The sequence below is a fragment of the Streptomyces sp. NPDC047982 genome, assembly GCF_043204165.1.
Taxonomy (GTDB): Bacteria; Actinomycetota; Actinomycetes; order Streptomycetales; family Streptomycetaceae; genus Streptomyces.
Map to the genome: position 1 here is coordinate 89,081 of NZ_JBIDBS010000001.1, position 21,361 is coordinate 110,441.

Genomic DNA, 21,361 nt, shown 5'->3' on the forward strand with positions numbered 1-21,361 from the left:
CGCTCAGCCCCCTATCAGGACGGTCGGGCAGCCGGACACGACGGGCGCACCGCAGCCGGCCAGGTCCCCGACCCGGGCGGCGGGCCGTCCGCCGATCAGCACCGTGGTGCTGCCGGGCGGCACGATCACGGACGGCGGGTGCACGGCGGGCGGCGGCGCGGCGCACTGGTGCGGGGTGCCGACCGTGGCGGCGGGCAGTCCGCCGATGAGCACGGACGGGACACCGGGCGGCCCGACGGTGCCCGGGTGCCCGGTGGGGTCACCGACCCGTGCGGCTGCCGCCGCGCCTGCTGACATGGAAGTCCGTTCCTCTCGCTCGGTTCGCTCGGTTCGCTCGGTCCGCTCGGTCCGCTCGGTGTGTACGCGGCTTCCGTCGATTCGTCGGTCGATTCGTCGGTCCGTCGGTCGATTCGTCGGTCGATTCGTCGGCCAGTCCGTCGGCGTCTCCGTCAATTGATCTTCACCAGCGGTGCGTTGATGGCCAGGGAGCCGCCGCCCTTGATGTCGGTGCGCTGTGTTCCGTCGACGGCGACCTGCGCGCCCCGGACCTTCACCGTGCCGCCGGTGGAGAGCTCGACCTCCCCGTTCCCGCCGTCCACCCGGACCCCGCTGCGGGACGTCAACCGGACGCTGTCACCGCTCAGTTCGAGCGCGCCCCGTCCGCCGTCCAGCGCGACACCACGGGCCGCCTTGATGGACACCTGCTGCTTGGCCTCGATGGTCACGCTGCCGTCGCTGTTGATGACGATGACGGTTCCCCTGCGGTCGAGGTCGATCTTCAGCTTGCCGTCGCCGGTGAGCAGGCGTACACCCTGCGGTCCGTCCGCGCTGTCGAGGATCTCCAGCTGGTCGCCGCTCTTGGAGGCGATCGAACGGCGGTTGACGGCTCCGCTGGTCGGGTCCACCAACGGAGTTCCGGCGAAGGCCCCGGAGGAACCGGGCCCGGGCCCGGCGGCCCTGGCTCCTGTTCCGGCAGTGTCCGGGGCGCCGGACGCCGCGCCGGCCGCCGCTCCAGCCGCACCCCCCGGCCCGCCGCCCGCATCACCACCGTTACCGCTTCCGCTTCCGCCCCCGGCCCCGCTGCCAGCTCCGCCCCCGGCGCCACTGCCCTGCGACGGCCGGTCCTTCCCGTTGTACAGACCGGCGAGGACGTACGGACGGTCCAGGTGCCCATGCTCGAACCCGACCAGCACCTCGTCCCCCACCTCGGGGATGAACGCCTCGCCGCCGCTCGTCCCGCCCGACTGCGCCGTACGCGCCCAGTCGCTCGCGTACTCGTCCGACAGCCAGGGGAACCGCACCTTCACCCGGCCCGAGCCCTCCGGGTCCTGCGTGTCCGTGACCGTCCCGTTGACCAGCCCCGCGCAGCGCGCCCCGGCCCCGGCTCCCGCCCCGGACCGGCCGGCGCCGGGCCCTCCACCGGTCAGCCCGAACAGCGAGCGCTCCTGCTGCCCGCAGACCGTGAGCCAGGTCTCGTACCCGCGCACCGGGTCGAAGACGTGCCGGGACGTGGTGACCGTGTACCGGCCCTCGAACGGCGCGCCCACCGCGTTGAGCGCCACCGCGCTGCCCGCCCGCACCTCCGGGTTCCCCCGGATCACCGCCTCCAGCTCCGCGAACGATCCGGCGATCCGTTCCGCCAGTGCCTTCGCCGCCTGGTCCACCTGCGCCTGTGCCCCGTACGCCGCGTCCGTCACCACGAAGCGCGCCTCACCGAACGGCGCGGTCACATCTGCGGCGCTCACCCCCAGCTCCAGCGTCGCCGACTTCCCGGCCGGTGCCCGCCCGACGAGCGGCTGCTTCGTCCTCACGTCCCAGCCGCGCACCTCCACCTCGGAGACCTGCTCGGCGGACGACACCCCGGCCCGGCAGCGCAGCAGGTTGCTGCCCATCTCCAGGACCAGCGGGTCGCGGTCGGCCCGGGCGGATCCGTCGGGCGCGCCGCTCGCCTCCACGGGGCGGGTGACGTGCAGTTGCCCGTCCCGCACGTACGCCTGGGCACCGGCCTCCTCGGCGAGCGAGCTGACGAACTCCCAGTCGGTGACGTTGGGTTGGGCGATGTGTTCGAGTACGGGCCCGGCCACGTCCACGTTCCCCGGTTTCAGTCCGGCGCGCTGGGCGACCTGGGAACAGATGTCGGCGAGCGTCATGTTCTGGTAGCTGGCCACCCGGCGCCCCCGGAACAGCCGGTGCGACTCGTCGAGCCCGCGCACGACGGTGAAGGTACCGGTCTCGTCCAGCTCCACCTCCAGGGCGGTGACCACCCCCTTCAGCAGGGACTTCGGAGCCGTGTCACCGCCCCCGCGGGCCAGCAGCCGGGCCTCGGTGCCGATCTTCAGCCCGGCCTGTTCCAGCAGCACCCGGTCCGGATCGCGGAAGCGCAGCAGGAACAGGTCGGGGAGCGTACGGCTGTCGTCGACGTACCCCTCGACCAGCGTGTTCACGAACTTCGGCGGCAGCGGACGGCCCCCGAACTCCACCACCAGCGCGGTCGCGACACCCGGCCTCGCCATCAGGACCGCCCCCCGTCCCGTACCCGTTGTTCCTCGTCCAGGCGCTTGAGCTCGTCCAGCGCGGGGAGCAGCAGTTGGCGTCCCGGGGCCAGTCTCATCGGGTCGTCGATCCCGTTCGCCTCCGCGATCGCCCGCCAGGCGGCCGGGTCCCCGTACTCGCGCTGGGCCAGCGACGGCAGCGAGTCGCCCGCGTCCAGCCGGTGGACACGGCGGGCCGCGAGGGCGCCCGAGGTCGGGTTCTGCCCCGGAGTCTCGCCGCTGATCTCCTCCATCGTCACCTGGCAGACGGCCCGGATCGGCACGCCCGACGTGGTGAACAGGGTGTATTTGGCCTGCACTTGGCTGACGTAGCCGGGAAACCCGGTCAGCCCGCCCCAGTGGAACACCACCCAGGGCGGCGACGAGCGCTGCTGCTGGCGGGTCTCGTTCGTCGGTACGCAGCACGCGAAGAGCTGCTCCACCGCCGTCACCACGCGGGTGTCGTGGGTGTCGCCGGCGTCGAAGAACATCTCGACGGTGAGCTTGCTGGGCTGCGAGCCCTGGTACTCGGGAGGGCCCGAGCTCTTGGCCCCCTTGGCCGGGCTCCGCTTCCAGGAGGCGGCCTTGGTGAGGCTCAGCTCCTTCGGGTTGAACTGGAAGTCGATCCGTCCGCAGGGCGCACCGGGGGTGAGCCCGCCTCCGGTCGGCGGCGTGCGCAGCTCCAGGTAGGCGTGCTCCAGCTTGGGCCGGGCAAAACCGCCCCCGCCTGCCTTCGCGGCGGCCGACACCCCGGACGTACCGGCGGCGCTGAACGCGATGGGACCCGCACCGCTCACGACGATCAGCCCTCCATCACGTAGCCGTGGTGGGCGATCTCGATCGTCTCCATCGCGACCTTGGGCGATTCGGGGGTGAAGGAAGGTCCGGTCCAGCGGACCGGCACCACCTCCAGCAGCCCCCACTGGGCCACCTTCTGCCCGTCCCCGGTGCGTGCCTCGATGTGCGCGGTCTTGCGGCTGAACCCGGTCGTCATGGTGGCGAACCAGCGGGCGACCTTCTCCGTCTCCTTGGTCAGCGGCCTGGAGAGCTTCACGTTGGAGTACTTCAGGCGGGTCGGCAACTGCCACACGTGCCCGTTGTTTCCGCCCTCCTCCCGTGTTTCGAGCACGACCTCGCAGCCCAGCCCGTCGCAGGTGTTGAACGACCCGAGCTCGATGTCGTCGATCGTCACGACGAAGCAGACACTGACGGCGGGGTCGTCGTTCGGGGCGGTGGCCATGGCACGTACCTCTCAATTCCCTGTGGTGCGGTCTGCTGTTCGTCGCTTCTCATCAGTGCCGGGTGTTTCAGTGCCGGACGTTTCAGCGCCGGGTGCTTCAGTGACCGGTGCTTCAGTGACGGGTGTTGATGAGGAAACCGGACCGTTCGCGTTCCAGCCGCAGATCGGCCTTGAGGAGGCGGCTGAGCGGCGGGTACAGGGCGCGGACCAGTTCGTCGGTGACGACGGGCGGAGCCCCGCCGGGGGCCGGGGGGTGGGCTCCCGGCGGGGCGGGGGCCCCGGCGGCGGCACCGGTCGGCTCGGGCCCGGGTTCCGGTTCCGGTTGTGGTTCCGGATCCGGCTCCGGTCCGGGGTTCGGGGGAGGTTCCGGAGGGGGTGGTTCCGCGCTCTCCGTCTCGCGCTGGACGACCGGCGCCGAGTACGTCGGTGGCGGCGGCCCGAACACCACGCTGCCGTCCGCCATCCGCTGGGCCACCCCCGCGGTGACGGCGACGGAACCCGCCGTCGTGAACCCGTCGGCCGGCATCGAGGAGGCGGAGGCGGTACGGCTTCCGGTGGCGCCCGCCGAACGCGGCACCGGCGGCCCGTCGAACGCCTGCCGCTGCACACCGGGCCGCGGCGGGGGGTACCCGCCCGGGGCGTTCCCCTGCGGCGCGCCCCCGCGCTGCAGGGGCACCGCCGCCGACAGGGACGCGGTCGCCGCCGTCGACAGGGCTCCCGGGGATCGGGTCCCGGCGGACGTCCAGCGCACCGGAACGGCGTCGGGGACGGGCCCGGTCCCGGGCAGGGCTCCGGATGCGGCTCCGGACGCGCTTGCGGATGTGGACCCGTGCCCGGTGCCACCCGGTCCGTCCGCCGGGCCGACGCGCTGCACGGCGGCGGCCGTGCCACCCCCGACGGAGCCCCCGTCGACGGACTGCGGCGTCAGCGGCCGGTCGGCCAGCAGCGGTGCGACGGGTCCGGTGGCCGGGGGCGGCGACAGAGGTGCGGGAGGGGGCTGGGCGGTCCGGCGCTGCACCACCGCACCGGACACGGGGACGGGCTCCGACGGGACGGGCTCCGATGGGACGACCAGGAGGGGGTCCTCGCCGAGCAGAGGCGCGGTGGGCGCCTCGGAGTCGGACGTCTCCCGACTCATGGCGGTGTCGGGCGGAGCAGGCACCCCCGCGGTCGCGCCGGAACGGTCGCCACTCTCCGCACTCCGCGCCACCACGGGCACGACGGGCCCGATGGGAGCGACCTCCGCGGCCGTCCCCGTCGCCGGTCCCGCGCCGGTCGCGCCCGTCGCATCGGTCGCGGCGGCCCGGCGCTGCGCGGTGGGCGGCAGGGCCGACAGCGGCGCCCCGAGACCGGGCGCACGCCGAGCCCGGTCGCCGGCCGGAGGCACCGCCGCACGCTGGACGGAGGGCGGGACCGGTCCGGCGTCAGGATCGAAGGCGGTCGGGGCCCCGGGCACGGCGCCGGGGCCATCCGCCACCGTCGCGACGGCCCGCTCGCCCACCAGGTGACGTACGGGCAGCTCCGCCGCGGCCGAGTCCCCGGCCGACGTCATCGCCGCCGACCGACCATCCATGGCCCGCTGCACGTCGGCGGGCCCGGGTGCCGGGACACCGACGGAAGCGGACGGAGACACCGGCAGGGGCCTGCCCCGGACCGGGAACCCCGCCGACGCCCCGCCCCACACCTCACCGGGAGCCGACCCCGATGCCTCACCCGGCGCCTGCGCCGACCGCTGCACGGGGTCACCACCCCGTTCCACCGGTGCCGGGGCGGTGACGCCGTGCACGAGCCCCGTGGGCGCGTCCGGACTGACCAGATGGCCGAGCGGCGTACCGAGCGCGATGTCGCGCCGGGTGGAGAGTGTCTCCTGGAACCCGGACGGATTCGTGACCAGTCCCTGGCCACCCGCCAGTGTCCGTTGGATCGGCGGGAGTTCGGACAGATCGGCCCGTTCGCGCGGCGCGCCGCGCTCCGCCCATACGCCGTGATCGCGGTCCGCCCGCGCATCGGAGCCCGTGCGCGCCCCGCCCTCCTCCGCACGCGCGTCACCCTCCGTACGCGCGCCGCCGCGCAGCCAGGAACTGCCGTCGCGCAGCCAGGACATCAGCCCCATGACCTCTTCCGCCCTCCCCGCGCTCCTCGCTACCGCCCGTTGAGGCGGGCGACCTGTGCGACGAACCTCAGACGTTCCGGATGCTCCAGATCCAGCAGCTCATCGAGCGGCCAGTGGAAGTGGTAGGCGAGGTACGCGACCTCCTCGTACAGCAGGTCGGCCGCGTACGTCACGATTCCCCCAGGCGGCCACCGGCGAGGTTCACCGCGAACTCCTCCTGGCAGGACGGGCAGGTGACAGCGGCGCGGGTGTGTCCCTCGGCGTTGATCCGCCGGTAGAAGTCCTGGAGGAAGGCCAGGTCGGAGGCGAAGAGGTCCTCGATGATGCCGGGGTGGACGTCGTCGATCGTGCCGATCCGGGTGACGACCCGGGCGATGAGCACGACCGAGAGGTACGCGGAGTTCTCGCGCACCCGGTCGTCCCGCAACGGCACGAGTTCGTCGCGTGCCGTGGCGAGCCGCATGACTCCGGTACGGTGCACGACGCCCGCCTCGTCGACGTACCCGCGCGGCAGCTCGAAGGCGAACTCCGTGCGCAGGCTGTCCCGTTGGCCGTGCCCCCCGCCCCGGCCCGCCGGGTCCCGCCCGTCCGTCCGCCGAAGGGCTCCCTCGTCCGCGTCCGGTGCGCAGGTGCGCGCGGGAGCATGCGCGGGAGCCGGTGTCGTGCGCCGCATCAGTCGACTTCCATGCTCTCGTACGTGATGGCGAGCTTCTCCGTCAGCACCGAGGTGTCGCCGGCCTTGAGGGTGCCGATTTCGAGGGACTTGGGCCAGGCGTTGATGAGTTTGTAGCGCTTGATGGGGATGCCCTCGTGGTCGTACACGATGACCGCGCCGTTGCGCCGGGCCATCGGCATCCGGCCGAACCGCGAGTCCTTGATCCATCGCTCGAAGCTGTTGTCCTCGGTGAGGCCCCGGGTCACGGTCACCTCACCGGCCTTCGGCCGGCCGGGGAGCTTCTTGATGGCGTAGCGGCCGTCGGCGGTGTTCTGCTTCAGTTCGATGACGTCCTGCTCCATCTTGAGACCACTGACCTCGGTGATCTGCTTGATGACGACGCTGTCGAATTCGAGGCCGAAGGACGCGCCGACGGTGCTGTCGAGATCGGGAAGTGGCACAACAGGCTCCTTTTCCGCTCTTGCCGTTCCAATCGCTCAATCCGCCTGTACCGCGCCTGTGGCCGGCGGGGCAGGACATCGATCACGCCCGCGTCATTCGTCGACGCCGCCGCTGCCCTCGCTCAGTTGGGAGAGGCGGAAGACGACGAACTCGGCCGGCTTGACCGGCGCCACCCCGATCTCGCAGACGACCTGGCCCGCGTCGATGCTCTCCGGCGGGTTGGTCTCGCGGTCGCACTTGACGTAGAACGCCTCTTCCGGGGTGAGCCCGAACAGCGCCCCCTTGCGCCATTCGTTGACCAGGAACGCCGAGACCGTGCGCCGGATGCGGGCCCACAGGGCGTCGTCGTTCGGCTCGAAGACGACCCACTGCGTACCGGCGAGGATCGACTCCTCCAGGTAGTTGAAGAGGCGCCGGACGTTCAGGTAGCGCCAGGCCGGATCGGAGGCCAGCGTGCGCGCGCCCCAGATCCGGACGCCACGGCCGGGGAAGGACCGGATGCAGTTCAGCCCGATGGGGTTGAGCTGGTCGTGCTCGCCCTTGGTCAACTGTGTCTGGAGCGCGACAGCCCCGCGCACGACCTCATTGGCGGGGGCCTTGTGCACCCCGCGCGACGCGTCGTTGCGCGCCCACACCCCGGCGATGTGGCCGCTCGGCGGTACCAGCCGCGCACGCCCCGATGAGGCGTCGGCGACCCGGATCCACGGGTAGTAGAGCGTGGCGTACTTGGAGTCGAAGTTGGCCCGGTCGGTGCGCCAGGCGCGGATCTGCTGCGGGGAGAGTCCGGGCGGCGGGTCGAGGATGGCGACGCGGTCGCCCATCAGCTCGCAGTGGGTGATGATCGCCTGCTGTACGGCGATGACGGAATCCAGGTCCAGCAGTCCGCGCTCGTACGCGCTCATCAGGTCGGGCACGGCGACCGTGGTGATCTCTTCCACCGCTTCGAGGCCCCCCAGACCGGTACGGCGGTCGGGATCACCGACGTACACCTCGGGGGCCAGTGCCCCGGCGCCGGCCGGGGCGGGCGCGGCGGGGGCCAGGACGACGGTCTGCGGTTCGGGCCGGGCGGGAGCGGCGCCGCGCCCCGACTCCCGTATCTCGATCAGCTCCGAGGTGGCGTTGACTCGGGTGGCGACGTTCTCCTTGCTGCGCTTGGTCGTGACGTTCGGGTACGTCTCGGCGACCTGCCCGTCCCGCTTCACGAGGAGCCGGAACACGTCGGAGGGCGGATCGTCACCCTCCGCCTCGGTCACTTCCACGGTGATCTCACCGACCGCGCCGGGGCGTGGCTTCACCTCATACGGCCCGAGCCGCGTCTCCGACCCCGGGGGCAGCTTCCCGGCGGCCGCCCCGTCCTCCACGTCCTGCGACGCGGGTTCGGTGCCGTCGCCGACGCGCACCACGTAGCAGACGCCACCACCGTTGGAGAAGAACCCGTGGACGGCGGAAGCGAGATACGTACCGTCGACGAAGTCGCCGAACGTGGCCACGAACTGGCTCCAGTTCGTGATCAGCGTCGGCTCGTCGAACGGGCCCTTCTGCGCGAAGCCGACGAAGGCGGCGACCGAGGTGCCCACCCCTTCGATCGGCCGGGACCCGGACTCGATCTCCTCGACGTAGACGCCCGGGGACAGGTACGACGGCATATGAGCTTCTCCTTGGCCGGGGAACGCCCGCCATTCTTGTGACAGCCGCGATCACCGGGAACGGACGCACGGTCGCCCGCCCGTGCACCGGCCACTGCCCGATCAGGCAACGCCCCCGCCTGTACCTGTCACCGCGCCCTGCCCCGAGGACCGGCCCCCACGTCCTCCGCACGCGTGTTCCCGCCCCCAGACCCTGGGACGGCGGCAGGGTCCCCTTGCCCATGGAGTGCCGACTGTCCGGGAAACGGTGGGCCGGGAGGGCGGATGAAGGCGGTTTTGGAGAGGGACGCCGACGCTGCCCGTGCCAAGCCCGTTCTCGCGAGTACGGGGGTGTCCCGTACGAGGGCTCCCTCACCGCAGGCGCCGCAGCGGCCGCCGGTGAACCGTCCCGCCCCCGACCCGCGCGGCCTGCAGCGTCTGCAGCGCGCGGCCGGGAACGCGGCCGTCTCGCGTCTGGTGGCCCAGCGCTACACCGCCCCGGTCAAACCGTCCCCGGCGCACGCTCCGGGATTCCGCCGGGTGAAGGCGGACGTCGCGGCGAAGAAGACCCGGCTGGCCGTCCACGCCCCGGCCGCCGCGGAGTCGAAGTCCGCGCAGGACGCGGCCGTCGCACCGCCGGACGACAAAGAGGCGCAGGGCAAGGCGGCGAACGCGGAGAAGATGAACGCCGCGAAGCCCGGTGAGTTCGACAAGCAGGCGTTCGTCGATGCGGTGAACAAGGCGATCGACGCGCAGGCCCCGAAGAACCTCGACGAGGCCGACAAGTTCTCCACGTCCGGCAAGGCCGACGCGATCAAGTCGGAGGTCGACGGCAAGGTCTCGGACGGCAAGGAGTCCTCCGCCAAGGACATAGAAACGGCGACCAAGGCCCCGCCGGACACCGCGGCGGCCAAGGACAAACCGGTCATCCCGATGACCCCGGACCAGCCGCCCGCCAACCCCGGCGCGCCCTCCGCTGCGGACGCCACCCCCGACCAACAGCCCGCGGCCGTCACGGACTTCTCCCCGGGCCCCGCCGCCAACGACAAGGCCCTCGCGGACGCCGACGTCACCGAGGAGCAGCTCGCCAAGGGCAACGAGCCGGCGTTCGACGAGGCCCTGTCCACGAAGAAGGCGGCCGAGGCGGACTCCGCGAAGGCCCCGTCCCGGGCGCGCGGCGCCGAGGCTCAGCAACTGTCCACGGCCAAGGCGGGCGCGGCAGCGGCCGGGACCCAGGCCATGACCGCCCTGACCGCGACCCGGAGTGCTGCCGGCAAACAGGTCGACGGCGGCAAGGGCGAGACGAAGTCGAAGGACGAGAAGCGGCGGGCCGAGGTCACCGCGAAGCTCCAGAAGGTCTACGACTCCACGAAGAAGGACGTCGAGGAAACCCTGTCCGGCCTCGACAAGAAGGTCGACGCCGCGTTCACCGCCGGGGAGAAGGCCGCCCGGGACGCGTTCACCGCCGACCACAAGCGCCGCATGAAGGCGTACAAGGACAAGCGCTACTCGGGCCTGATGGGCAAAGGCCGCTGGGTCAAGGACAAGTTCGCGGGCCTTCCGAGGGAGGCCAACGACCTCTACCAGGAGGCCCGCAAGCTCTACGTCACGAAGATGCGGGCGGTCATCTCGTCGGTGGCCGACCTCATCGGCACCGAACTCGGCCGTGCGAAGGCCCGCATCGCCAAGGGCCGCACCGAACTCAAGGCCGAGGTCGACAAACTCCCCGCAGACCTGCGCCAGTTCGGCCAGGACGCGGCCAAGGACTTCGCGGGCAAGTTCGACGATCTCGAATCAACCGTGAACGAGAAGTCCGAACAACTCGTCCAGGACCTCGCGACCAAGTACACCGCCGCCCTGAACAAGATCGACGAGGAGATCAAGAAACTCCAGGAGGCCAACAAGGGCCTGATCGACAAGGCGAAGGACGCGATCGTCGGCGCCCTCAAGACGATCAACGAGCTGAAGAACCTCCTCCTCGGCATCCTCGCCAAGGCCGCCTCCGCGATCATGAAGATCATCAAGGACCCCATCGGGTTCCTGGGCAACCTCGTACGCGCGGTCGGCGCCGGTCTCCAGCTCTTCCTCACCCACATCGCCGACCACCTCAAGACCGGCCTCGTCTCCTGGCTCCTGGGCACCGCCGTCAAAGCCGGCCTCGAAATCCCCGCCCGTTTCGACCTCAAGGGCATCATCCAGCTCATCGGCTCCCTCCTCGGTCTGACCTGGGCCAATATCCGCGCCCGCATCGCCCGCAAAGGCGTCCCCGACCAGGCCCTCACCACCGTCGAGTCCTCCGTCCCCGTCGCGAAGAGACTCGCCGCCGAAGGCCCGGCGGGCGCCGTCAAGGAAATCCAGGCCGAGGCCGGCGACCTCAAGGCCACCATCCTCCAGAAACTCACCAGTTACCTGATCCCCACCGTCGTCATCGCCGGGATCACCTGGATCATCTCCCTCCTCAACCCCGCCTCCGCCTTCGTCCGCGCGGTCAAGGGAATCATCGACATCGTCACGTTCGTCGTGAACCAGGGCGCCCAGATCGCCGAATTCGTCAACGCCGTCCTCGACGCCGTCATCGCCATCGCCAACGGCGGCACCGCAGGTGTCCCGAAGATGGTCGAGGCCGCCCTTGCGGCCAGCGTCCCCCTCCTCATCGGCTTCCTCGCCTCACTGCTGGGCATCGGCGGCCTGGCCAACAAGGTGAAGAGCGTCTTCCACGCCGTTTCCCGGCCAGTCAACCGCGCCATCGACAAAATCGTCGACTTCATCGCCAAGAAGGGAAAAGCCTTCTGGAACAAGCTCAAGACAAAGAGGACCGTAGACGAAAAGAAGGTCGGCGAGGATAAGAATCCGCATCGCACTTACAGCGAAAAGCAATCAGCAGTAAATGCAGCCATCCAAGATGTCGAGGTCTTAATGGATGGCCCTGACAATTCACGGAGTCGGATTCAGAAAAAACTGCCGGCCATCAAAGCCAGTAGAAAGGTCACATCCCTCTACCTGTTCGACAGCGGCGTCGGAAAATTCCGGGCGCACGCCAAGATAAACCCGGACAAGAAGAGCAAGGAGAGCAACAATCGAGAGGAAGTTCCGGTTCAGCGATCAGAAATGCACGCTACGGAACCAAGTATCAACAGCCGAACCTGGGATGTAAGCCTTGAGGCACGCCTCAAGGAAGGAACAGTAATGTGGGGCACCGCATCAGCAAACTTGGACCCGTATGGAAAGCCGGATCCCAAGGGACCCTCCATGGCGATCTACAAACATGGACATTCCCTCAATTCGCGGACCATTTCACTGAAAACAATCGGCTTCTCCCTGACTGAGGTCGCCCTGGAACTCGTAAATGCAGCCTTCAGTAAGAGCTATGGCAGCAACCCGCAATCTTTGTCCGGCTCACTAGCCGAAAGGAATTTGTTCAATTTTCAGCGCGAGTGGCATGCCGCACGACTGGCGAACCCCAAGGGCAAGTGGAAGGACTGGGGCACGACGGCAATAAAGAAGGTCTCCTTCGGGGAGTGGCGCATAAGACTGGGGTACAGCGAATTCGAAGTGATTATGGGGCCGCAAGTGAGGGTAGATCTCGGAGATCCCTACGGTGAAAAGAACGTTCCTGGATCCGTCGACGTCATAGCAAGGAAACCGCCCAACTAAACCTCAAGGCACACCTCCCCGCACTCTCTATCGAGGGAAAATTGGTGATCAGCAACCTCAATCAGGTACCTGACCATTTCATCAAGGAATCTCGTAGAGTGCACGGTTTCGAGCGGGTTCGACTACTTCGTGAAAATGTTACCCCCGCGAACTACCCGTTTCTGGACAGATTCAGCCGAGAGGTGATTGACGGGCATGCCGCACCCGACGAATGGGGGCGTGGGGGCATACTGGTTCCGGACCTACGCCTGTCCGAATTGCTCGAAAAGTCGGCATCGGAAATTTTAACACCGCTCGCGAAACCGGAAAACGCTGAGTGGAGTTACGTAGGATTCGATCAAGCCACCGATCAGTACGACCCGAACGGCGGAGCTCCAGCCGCGATACGGGCCGACCTGCATTATTCTTGGACTCCTCCGGAAAATGTTGTGCGAATTTCACTCGATGCAGTCACCTTGAATCACGCGGAGGACATTCAAATCTCCATCCGCCGCTGGATAGCATTTCGCGTATCACTTGCATTGGGCCACGACCTGCACCTTCAAATCAAACCAGAGCAAATCATCCGATCACTGGGCGGCAATATAGACACGCTTTCCGACGACGCTCTGACTGCCATAAGTGGACTGGCAATGGAAACAGCCACACCTAAAATCCCGGACTCCATATATGGATTCATCGGACCCGACGACATATACGAAGGTCAGGGATCGATCAGCTTTTGACTCCGTAGGAATCTCTCACACCTCAACAGCCTTTCGGTGTCCTCGGCCGCCCGCCGGGAATTGAGCGGCAGCCCTTGGAGGCAAAAAGCCCTTGGCTGCCCAGGGACATCGCGCCCAGCACTTCACCCCAGCAACTCCATGTACGGCCCGAACTCCGACGCCAGCGTCAGGCGCCCCAGCTTCTGGTACTCGCGCTGGATCGCGTGGATGAGCGTCGGCATGGTCACGGGTTCGCCCGTGTCCGCTGCCAGGTACGCGGCCGTCACGGCGATGGAGCGGATGTTGCCGCCCGCCAGCTCGAAGTTCTCGGCGCAGAAGGCGAGGTCGAGGTCCGTGCCGCGTGGGAGCACGGGCCCCAGGCAGCGTTCCCAGAGAACGAGGCGCTGTCCGGGGTCCGGGACCGGGAAGTCGATGACCAGGTCGAGGCGGCGGGTGAAGGCGTCGTCGAGGTTGGCCCGGAGGTTGGTGGCGAGGATGGCCAGGCCGTCGAAGGATTCCATGCGTTGGAGCAGGTACGCGCTCTCGACGTTCGCGTAGCGGTCATGGGCGTCCTTCACGTCCGAGCGTTTGCCGAAGATCGCGTCGGCCTCGTCGAAGAGAAGAACCCCGTTCACGCCCGCGGCCTCGGAGAAGATCCGTTCCAGGTTCTTCTCCGTCTCGCCCACGTATTTGTCGATCACCGTGGCCAGGTCGACGGTGTACAGGTCAAGGCCCAGGTCGGCGGCGATCACCTCGGCCGACATGGTCTTTCCGGTACCCGAGTCGCCCGCGAAGAGGGCCGACACTCCCCGGCCCCTGCCGCCGCCGGGGCGCATGCCCCACTCCCCCAGCACCCGGTCGCGGTGGCGGGCGCGGGCGGTGAGTTCGCGGAGCTGGGCGTGGGTGTCCGGGGGGAGAACGAGGTCGTCCCAGGTGACGGAGGGTTCTATGCGGCGGGCCAGCCGGTCCAGGCCCGCCGCGTTCTGGGCGCGGGCGCCGTGGCGCACATGGTCGGGGGTGAGGGCGTCGCCTTCCAGGTGGGTGGCTTGGGCGGCGCTCCGGGCGGCGCGGGTGATCTGCTCCGGGGTGAGGAGGAACGGCGAGAGCAGGCGGTCGACATCGACGGTGCGGGGAACGGGGGCGCCGTACGCGTCCTCGTACGCGTCGGCCCAGAGGGCGGCCCGGGTCGAGGGTTCGACACGGGGTGCGTGCAGGAGGAGTGGCGGCGCGGCGGACCAAGCAGCGTCCCACGGGGCCCGGCCCACCAGGATCGTGGGGACCGGCGTGCCGGTGAGCAGCCGGAGCAGCGCCGGATGGTCGCGGGAGACCGCGTCGAGCGGGGCGCAGACCAGGCCGGCACCGGTCAGCCGGGCTTCGCGCACCAGGGAACGGACCGCTTCGGCGGGGGCCGGGTCCTCGGCCAGCCTCGCCAGATCGAGGCCCAGGACCTGATGACCGGCGCGGGTCAGGGCTGAGGCAGCGAAGGCGGTGCCCGCGCCGCCCTGGTCCTCACAGAGGTAGACGAGCGAGACGTCGTGGGCGAGGGCGCGGGCCGGCGCGGCGGGGTCGCCGACGCCCGGTACGGCGTGCCAGGCGGCCAGGAGATCCGCCAGCCGGGGGTCGGGGGTGTCGTCGCCGAGGAGGTGCGCGGCAACCCGGTCGGGTACGCGGAGCGCCCGGCTCAGGAACGGGCGGTCCATGTCCTCGACCAGCAGCAGGCGCCCCTCCCTCAGGGGCGAACGGGCCGCAAGCCGACCGCGCGCCGCCTGGTCGGCCGGGGACAGCCCGCACAGGCCCAGGGCCAGGCCGATCGACGGGCGCCGGCGAGTGACGTCGTCGTTGAGGTAGCCGTAGAACGCCTCGAAGCGGTCGTCCAGATCGGGGACGAGCGTGATGAGGAGGATTTCCACGTCGAGAGGGGTCAGTCCGAACTCGTCCGCCAAGGCGGTGAGCCGGGACGGCTCGGCCGGAGCGTCGTCGTCGTACGGAACGGGGGACGGGAAGGCGCGCGTCTCCTTCGAGTCCAGCAGACGCGTGATGGTCTCGTCCGTGAGGTAGAGGCCGCGGAAAGCGTCGTCCGGGTCCGGGTCGCTGAACTGCCTGGCCTCCACCGCGCTCCGAATGCGCTGCTCCACCGCTGCCGCGCGGGCGAGGAGATGGCGCAGGTTCGCGTCACCCTCGGTCGTCATGGAGCGCCGTCCTCCACGTCGTTCTCCACATCCTTCTCCGAATCGCCCTCCACGCCGTTCTTCATGCCGCCCTTCAGGTCGTTCTTCACGCCGCTCTCCAGGTCAGCCGCGGAGCCGGCTGCCCCGTGTGCCGCCCCGGTCCCCCGGTTCTCGGTGATGCGGAGCGAAAGACCGTGTCGGCGCGCCGCACCAGAGCTCCGTCGACCGTCCGGCCGGGTCGAAGCGCCGTCCGACCCGGTGGGGGCGCCACCCGGCCCGGCCGGGCCGCCGCCCGACCGGCGCAGGGCTTTGTCCGACCGGGTGCGGTCGTCGTCCGGTACCGGTCGGGCGGGCCTGCCCGGGCGGCCCCCGTACACCGGGAGCCGGCCACGCCCCGGCATCGGTTCCGAAGGCGGCTCGTCCCGTTCCGGCATGTCCCCGAACCGGGCCAGCACCCCCTCGTCGCCCACCGGCGGACCGGCCGCATAGCTCGGCGACGCCGTCACCGGCACACTGACCACCAGATCCAGCGAGGGCTTCAACTCGCCGCCCAGCGCACTCCACACATCGGCGAACGAACGGTCCTCCGGAGGCGGCAGCGCAATCGACATCGGTACGGCGGCCCCGATCTCGGCCAGGGTGCCCGTCAGCCGTTCCGGAGGCAGCGCTTCGTAACGCAGCAGACAGCCGAGCAGGGAAGCGAGCAGCCGGTGCTCGTCCTCCGGACGCTTCGTCCATGCCGTGATCAGGTACGACAGCTTGAAGAAGCGGGGCGGTCGGCGGCGCGCGACGATCGTGCCGCGCTCGTCGTACTCGTTGTGCAGCCCGCGCTCACGCCTGCGCATGTCCTCGCGGATGTCGTAGAGGTAGAGGTTGACCATGGGCGCGTTGACCTTCGCCGCCCACTCCCGGGTCGGGGCGTCGAAGACCACCGCGATCTGACCGCCTTCGAGCACCTCCGCCCTGATCAGGGACCGCAGTACGTCGTCGACCTCGTGGATCACCCGATCGCCTCCGTGCCGTCGCCCCTGCTCACCCGATCGCCTCCGTGCCGTCGCCCCTGCTCAGTCGCCCCGCACGGTCGGCTCGGATCAACCAATCGCTTCCATACCGCCGTCCCGGCTCGCCCGATCGCCCCCGTACGCTCGTCCACGCTCATGCACGCCCCGCGAAGTCCGGGGGCTGGAGATTCCGTTGAACCACGAGGACCGGTTTCTGCAGCCGGTCGATGTCGCGGGTGTCCACACGCAGCTTGCGCGGGCCCAGCTTGTCCTTGCGCAGGACCGGGATCTGGACCTCGAAGGTGCCGTCTCGGCCCACGATCACGGCGGACATCTCCGCGTTGATCCCGATGTTCCACGTGAAACGTACGGTCTGTCCCGGCGGATAGTCCTTGCCCCGCGCCAGCACCACCTGGCCCGGCTTGGCGACCTGGGGGGTGACGGTCAACGAGGGTTTCAGGACGCGCAACCGGTCGGTGTCCTGGTTGTCGGTCTTCCGGCGGTCGGGCAGCGTGCCGCGCACGGTGGCCCGTACGTCGCCGGTGACCGCCGCACGGTACGTCGCGGTCTGCGTCACCTCGATGCGGCCCCCGGCCGGGATGGTGCACGGCTTGGCAGCCGTGCAGCGGGACAGAGTGGGCAGGGCGCGGTCCTTCGCCCGGGACGGCTTCGGCCAGGAGGAGCCGAGCACCACGCCCGTCGCCGCGTCCGGACCGGCGTTGGTGACGGTGAAGCGGGTGCGGGCGGGGCGTCCGGTGTACGCACGGTCGGGGCTGACGTCGACCTTCACCGCCACGTCCGCCGAGGGCGGCACGGGAGCCTCCAGGACCTCGATCCGCGCCGTGTCCGTCCCCGTGTTGCCTGCGGAGTCCGTGGCCGAACAGTTCACCGTCGTGACACCGACGGGGAAGAGCGAGCCCGACGGCGGCGCGCAGGTCACCGGGAGCGCACCGTCGGTGGCGTCCTGGGCGGTGGCCGTGTACGTGACCCGCGCACCCTTCTTGTCCTGGGCCCGGACGGTCAGATCGTCCACGGTGACGACGGGTGCGTCGACGTCGTTCACGTCGATACTGATCTGCTCCTGGAAGTCCGGGTCCGCCGCCGCGGCCGGCCCGATCGTGTCCGTTCCGGGTACCTGGGTCCCCATCAGGAACTGAACGGTGCAGGTGAGCCGGGTGCCCTGGGGCGCGTCGGCGGAGACGTCGATGTTCTCCGCGAAGTGTGCGGTTTCCCCGCTGGTCAGACGCTGGGTGGGTGGTTCGAGGCTGACGGAGAGATGCGGGTCGCAGTCGTCCAAGCGGTAACTCACGTTGGTGGGGAGGTTGCTGAATCCGGCGATGATGGCGTCGACGACATCGTTGCCCTCGATGCCTTCGAGCATCCGCCCGTTGGTGGCGGTGACCAGGCGCTTGGCCTGGTCCGGCGGGTGGGTGTCGTCGTGGTACGGGGGCCGGTGGCCGTTTCCGTTGAGGCCGTCGCCCCTGTCGCTGGTCAGGTCGACCGCGATGAGTCGCGCTCCCGCGTCCTGGAGGGCGGACTCGGCGTCGTAGAACGACCGTCCGTTGCTGGGCTCGTGGCTGGACGCGTCACCGACCAGAACGACGACGGGACTCGAGTCGGGGCGGAACACGGTCTTGCCGTCCCCACCGTTCGCCAGCTTCCACAGGGCGTAGAGCCAGTCCTCGGAGGGGCCCTTGCTGTATTCGCCCATGTTGGCCTTGAGCTGGTCGACGCCCGTCTGTACCTCGCCCAGGTCGTAGGTCAGCCCCTGCAACACCTTGAAGCCTGCGTCGGGATCGACTTCCTGGTCACCGAAGGTCGCCACGGCGAAACGTGAGTCCTGCTGCTCGTTACGGATGGCCCGTGTGATCTCGGGGATCCGTTCCCTCACCCGCTGGATCGGGATCTCCATGCTGCCCGTGCCGTCCACCAGCAGGATCACATCGGGACGCGGCGGAATCGCGGGCGTGATCACCTGCTTGTCCACGCCCGTGGAACCGCCGGGATCGACCGCGTCGGTGAACACGGCGGGCGTGACCCAGGGCTCGGGCTCCCCCACCCTCGGCTCTCCCGCCCCCGGTTCTCCCGGGCCCACGGCCGAGCCGGGAGCGATGCCGGTGGCGAGGAGGATCAGGGCCAGCGCGGGGACGCGAAGCACGGCGAGGGCCCTGTGAGGCGCGGAGCGCACGGCGCGTGCGGCGGCCCCGGACGTGGGCACGGCCCTGATCCCCGGTCCGCGTCCGGCCGCGAATCCTGGCCCGGATCCGGCAGTGAACCCTGTCCCGATTCCGGACCTGGTTCCGAACGTCCTTCCGGAGCCCAGACCCACCCGCGACCACGCCTGCGACCACAACCACGGCCGTGACCGCAACCGCGACCGCGTTGCCCATCGCAGCGGCTGGAACCAGCGCACGAAAGCCCTCCCCCACCGTCCGGCCGATCGGCGTCCGGGCGCCACGGTCCCGTACGAGCGCACGTCCCGCAGTGGTACGCGAGCCACAGCTGCGGGAAGCCCCCGCTGCCCTTTCGGGCAGCCACCGGACCCGGACGCGCGCCCGGATCCCCACCCGGGTCCTCAAACCGCGCCCGGGGGGCCGGGCCCGCAACCCGCACCCGCCGCCGAGGCCGGCCTCGTACGCGGACACCCAGCCCCGTACCGCCGTAGCCCCGTAGCCCCGTAGCCCCGGCCCGGAACACCTGCCTCGGAGCCGAAAGCCTCAGCTGGGACCGAACGGCTCAGATCAGCCCTTGCCGCATCGCGTACGCGACCGCGTGGGACCGGTTCCGCAGCTGCAGCCGGGTCATCACGGAATGCAGCACGTTCTTGATCGTGCGTTCGGAATAGGCCAGCTTCGTCGCGATGTCCGCGGTGTCGTACCCCTCCGCGACCAGCCGCAGCACGTCCACTTCCCTGGCCGCCAGGCCGGTGAAGTGCAGCCCACGCGGTCCGAGCACCTGGCCCTGGAGACGACCAACCTCCTCAAGAAGCCGTCCCAGCAGGTCGGAGGGGAGATGGCCCTCGCCGCGCGCCACCGTCCTGATGACCTGCACCAGATGTTCCGGGGTCGCCTCGGCCCGCCGGACGACACCGGCGACACCGCATTCCGCCGCGCTCACGAGTTTCTGCTCGTCGATGTCCGTGGTGACGAGAACGGTCCGCGCAGTGCTGGTGCGCTGGATGTGACGCAGCATCGTGAGCACCTCGTCGTCGACCGCGTCCACGACGACGACCACGATCTGGGGCGAGGCATCTCCCTCCGCCCACTCCGTCACGCTGACTTCGGGACGGGCTCGTAGCTGGCTCGCCACACCTGCCTGCGAAATGGGGTCCTGGGCCCGTAACGCGACAGTGGTTCGCTCCATGGCAATGCTCCCCCCTGAGCAACAGCCGATGGCGCCACGGCGAACACAACCATCACGGCTGTTTCGTATGAATCGCTTGCAACGCTTGCAACGCTTGAATCGCTGAACTCGCTTGAGCCGGTCGAACTGATCGCACTGATCGAACTGATCGCACTGATCGAACTGATCGAGCCGACGGAACGGTCGAAACCGCTGCGTGCTGAAACGCTCGGACGCTTGACTCGCTCGTCTTGAAGCTGTCAGAAGGTTCCCCCGTTTGCGTACAGGGAAACAAAAGAGCCGTCCGCGGGCACCGAATCTGCCCGGAAGTGTTCCTCAACGGCCGGTGTCCATGTTCGAGGCCGCTCCTACCGTTCGCCCTATGAGTCTCACGGCAAGCCTCGACGATGCGTCCGTCACTGCCGCACCGGGCGTGGAAACGGCCGTCCCTCTGCGGATCCTCAACTCCGGCAGCACGGTCGAGGAATACCGCTTCGAGGTGATCGGTGCGTGTGCCGCCTGGTCAGCGGTGGAGCCGGCGGCCCTGTCCCTGTACCCGGGCGACTCCCGAACGGTCTCGCTGGTGCTCCGCCCGCCGCGGGACTCCACCGTACTCGCCGGCCAGACGCCCTTCGGGATCCGGGTGGTGCCCACCAGCGAGCAGGGCGCCACGGTGGTGCCCGAGGGTCGGGTGACCGTACTGCCCTTCACCGAGACGACCGCCGAACTGGTGCCGCGCGGTTCGAACGGCGCATGGCGCGGCAGGCATCAGATCGCCGTCGACAACCGGGGGAACGCCCCGGCCACGGTACGACTGGAGACGCGGTCGGGGACGGAGCGGGCCCGGGTCTCCTTCGAGTCGGACACCCTGCGCATCGAGCCCGGCCGGGCCGAGTTCGGGAAGGTACGCGTCCGGCCCGCGAAGCGCATGTGGCGCGGTACGCCGATCACGCATCCCTTCCAGGTGGTCGCCACCCCGGAGGTGGCGGAGGGGCAGGAGCCGGCCGCCCCCGTGGTCCTGGACGGCGCGTACCAGCAGGACCCGATTCTTCCGCGCTGGCTGCCACGCGCGCTGATCACCGCGGCCGTACTGCTGATCGCGCTGGTCGGCCTCTGGTACGCACTGCTGCGGCCCGCCGTGAAGTCGGCGGCCAGGGAGGCGATCACGCCTGAGGCGGTCCGGTCCGCCGTCGCGGCCGACAAGAGCCGGACCCAGGACCCGGACCAGGGCACCTCGGCCGGAACGGGAACGGGCGCGGACGGCTCCTCCGCAGGCGCGAGCAGCGGCGCGAGCAGCGGCGCGGCGAAGCCGAGCCCCTCGCCGGGCGACGGTGCTTCCGCGGGTGCGTCGGACGGCGCGGGCGCCGCGGCCCCGACCAGTGCGCAAGTGCAGGTCAGGGACTCGGTGGGTGGCGGCGCCAACACGTCGACGGCCCTCCGGGTGCCTGCCGGGCGCACCTTCCAGCTCACGGACATCGTCGTCCAGAACCCCCAGGGCGACGCGGGAACGCTCGTGGTCTCATCCGGCCGGGACACCCCCGTGCTCCGGCTCGCGCTGGAGAACTTCCGCGACTCCGACTATCACTTCGTCACGCCGATCCTGGTGCCCGCGCGCGGCAAGGTCACCATGACCGTCGACTGCCGGAAGGTGGGAAAGCCGGTGAACGCGCCGCCGCCCTCGCGGTGTGCGGAATCGCTGTTCCTCGGCGGCACGATGCGCGCGGACACCGCGGACTGACGGCCCCAGCTCCGGCGCCGGCACAAAGAGCTGTAACGGCGACGACGGCACGGCTAGCTGTAACGGCGGCGCCGGCCCCGGTAGTCGTAAGTACCGGGCCGGCGCCGGCACCGTGAGCAGTACTGGCG

General features: G+C 69.9%; 15 protein-coding genes and 1 pseudogene. 3 read left to right on the top strand and 13 right to left on the bottom strand.

Annotated features, from left to right (window positions below):
- Positions 1-3: 3 nt before the first annotated feature.
- From ACGF2V_RS00385 to ACGF2V_RS00425, 9 genes are all read right to left on the bottom strand, one after another.
- On the bottom strand, positions 4-297 hold the full coding sequence (locus ACGF2V_RS00385; RefSeq protein WP_362619837.1) for a PAAR domain-containing protein: 294 nt from the start codon (positions 295-297) through the stop codon (positions 4-6).
- Between the two features lie 152 nt (positions 298-449).
- The gene (locus tag ACGF2V_RS00390; RefSeq protein WP_362705831.1) at positions 450-2,513 is read right to left on the bottom strand and encodes a VgrG-related protein; all 2,064 of its coding nucleotides are present in this window, start codon (positions 2,511-2,513) and stop codon (positions 450-452) included.
- The gene (locus tag ACGF2V_RS00395; protein ID WP_389046776.1) at positions 2,513-3,328 is read right to left on the bottom strand and encodes a peptidase M23; all 816 of its coding nucleotides are present in this window, start codon (positions 3,326-3,328) and stop codon (positions 2,513-2,515) included. Before ACGF2V_RS00395 ends, ACGF2V_RS00390 begins: the two co-directional genes overlap by 1 nt.
- 5 nt (positions 3,329-3,333) lie before the next feature.
- On the bottom strand, positions 3,334-3,771 hold the full coding sequence (locus ACGF2V_RS00400; RefSeq protein ID WP_362619834.1) for a phage tail protein: 438 nt from the start codon (positions 3,769-3,771) through the stop codon (positions 3,334-3,336).
- Between the two features lie 112 nt (positions 3,772-3,883).
- Positions 3,884-5,884, bottom strand: coding sequence for a hypothetical protein (locus ACGF2V_RS00405; protein WP_362705828.1), 2,001 nt, complete (start codon positions 5,882-5,884; stop codon positions 3,884-3,886).
- A 29-nt stretch (positions 5,885-5,913) separates the two neighbouring features.
- The gene (locus ACGF2V_RS00410; protein ID WP_353789668.1) at positions 5,914-6,057 is read right to left on the bottom strand and encodes a DUF6760 family protein; all 144 of its coding nucleotides are present in this window, start codon (positions 6,055-6,057) and stop codon (positions 5,914-5,916) included.
- On the bottom strand, positions 6,054-6,557 hold the full coding sequence (locus ACGF2V_RS00415; protein WP_362619832.1) for a hypothetical protein: 504 nt from the start codon (positions 6,555-6,557) through the stop codon (positions 6,054-6,056). The genes ACGF2V_RS00410 and ACGF2V_RS00415 overlap by 4 nt, the downstream gene beginning before the upstream one ends.
- Complete coding sequence (locus ACGF2V_RS00420) at positions 6,557-7,000, bottom strand: phage tail protein (protein WP_351517909.1); 444 nt, start codon at positions 6,998-7,000, stop codon at positions 6,557-6,559. Before ACGF2V_RS00420 ends, ACGF2V_RS00415 begins: the two co-directional genes overlap by 1 nt.
- 93 nt (positions 7,001-7,093) lie before the next feature.
- The gene (locus ACGF2V_RS00425; protein ID WP_362705826.1) at positions 7,094-8,647 is read right to left on the bottom strand and encodes a phage tail sheath subtilisin-like domain-containing protein; all 1,554 of its coding nucleotides are present in this window, start codon (positions 8,645-8,647) and stop codon (positions 7,094-7,096) included.
- A 378-nt stretch (positions 8,648-9,025) separates the two neighbouring features.
- On the opposite strand from ACGF2V_RS00425, the gene ACGF2V_RS00430 reads away from it, so the two are divergent.
- Both ACGF2V_RS00430 and ACGF2V_RS00435 read left to right on the top strand, forming a co-directional pair.
- Complete coding sequence (locus ACGF2V_RS00430) at positions 9,026-12,280, top strand: hypothetical protein (RefSeq protein WP_362705823.1); 3,255 nt, start codon at positions 9,026-9,028, stop codon at positions 12,278-12,280.
- Between the two features lie 44 nt (positions 12,281-12,324).
- The gene (locus tag ACGF2V_RS00435; protein ID WP_362705820.1) at positions 12,325-13,005 is read left to right on the top strand and encodes a hypothetical protein; all 681 of its coding nucleotides are present in this window, start codon (positions 12,325-12,327) and stop codon (positions 13,003-13,005) included.
- 122 nt (positions 13,006-13,127) lie between these two features.
- Here ACGF2V_RS00435 and ACGF2V_RS00440 read toward each other — a convergent pair whose 3' ends face one another.
- From ACGF2V_RS00440 to ACGF2V_RS00455, 4 genes and pseudogenes are all read right to left on the bottom strand, one after another.
- A complete protein-coding gene (locus tag ACGF2V_RS00440; RefSeq protein WP_362705817.1) occupies positions 13,128-15,173 on the bottom strand; it encodes an ATP-binding protein in 2,046 nt (681 codons plus the stop codon).
- Between the two features lie 299 nt (positions 15,174-15,472).
- Positions 15,473-16,156, bottom strand: a pseudogene (locus ACGF2V_RS00445) (DUF4255 domain-containing protein); the annotation flags it as partial.
- 151 nt (positions 16,157-16,307) lie between these two features.
- Positions 16,308-18,371 (bottom strand): HYR domain-containing protein, encoded by a 2,064-nt coding sequence (locus tag ACGF2V_RS00450; RefSeq protein WP_362705815.1) that lies wholly within the window; start codon positions 18,369-18,371, stop codon positions 16,308-16,310.
- 518 nt (positions 18,372-18,889) lie between these two features.
- The gene (locus tag ACGF2V_RS00455; protein ID WP_362619820.1) at positions 18,890-19,516 is read right to left on the bottom strand and encodes a response regulator transcription factor; all 627 of its coding nucleotides are present in this window, start codon (positions 19,514-19,516) and stop codon (positions 18,890-18,892) included.
- 361 nt (positions 19,517-19,877) lie between these two features.
- Here ACGF2V_RS00455 and ACGF2V_RS00460 point away from each other — a divergent pair, with 361 nt between their 5' ends.
- Entirely contained in the window at positions 19,878-21,233 is a 1,356-nt protein-coding gene (locus ACGF2V_RS00460; protein ID WP_362705812.1) for a hypothetical protein, read from the top strand.
- The last annotated feature ends 128 nt before the right edge of the window (positions 21,234-21,361 follow it).

Bases quoted from the DNA above. Each gene is read 5' to 3' on its own strand.
- ACGF2V_RS00385 (WP_362619837.1), bottom strand. From the start codon at position 297: ATGTCAGCAGGCGCGGCGGCAGCCGCACGGGTCGGTGACCCCACCGGG.
- ACGF2V_RS00390 (WP_362705831.1), bottom strand. From the start codon at position 2,513: ATGGCGAGGCCGGGTGTCGCGACCGCGCTGGTGGTGGAGTTCGGGGGC.
- ACGF2V_RS00400 (WP_362619834.1), bottom strand. From the start codon at position 3,771: ATGGCCACCGCCCCGAACGACGACCCCGCCGTCAGTGTCTGCTTCGTC.
- ACGF2V_RS00405 (WP_362705828.1), bottom strand. From the start codon at position 5,884: ATGGGGCTGATGTCCTGGCTGCGCGACGGCAGTTCCTGGCTGCGCGGC.
- ACGF2V_RS00415 (WP_362619832.1), bottom strand. From the start codon at position 6,557: ATGCGGCGCACGACACCGGCTCCCGCGCATGCTCCCGCGCGCACCTGC.
- ACGF2V_RS00425 (WP_362705826.1), bottom strand. From the start codon at position 8,647: ATGCCGTCGTACCTGTCCCCGGGCGTCTACGTCGAGGAGATCGAGTCC.
- ACGF2V_RS00440 (WP_362705817.1), bottom strand. From the start codon at position 15,173: ATGACGACCGAGGGTGACGCGAACCTGCGCCATCTCCTCGCCCGCGCG.
- ACGF2V_RS00455 (WP_362619820.1), bottom strand. From the start codon at position 19,516: ATGGAGCGAACCACTGTCGCGTTACGGGCCCAGGACCCCATTTCGCAG.
- ACGF2V_RS00460 (WP_362705812.1), top strand. From the start codon at position 19,878: ATGAGTCTCACGGCAAGCCTCGACGATGCGTCCGTCACTGCCGCACCG.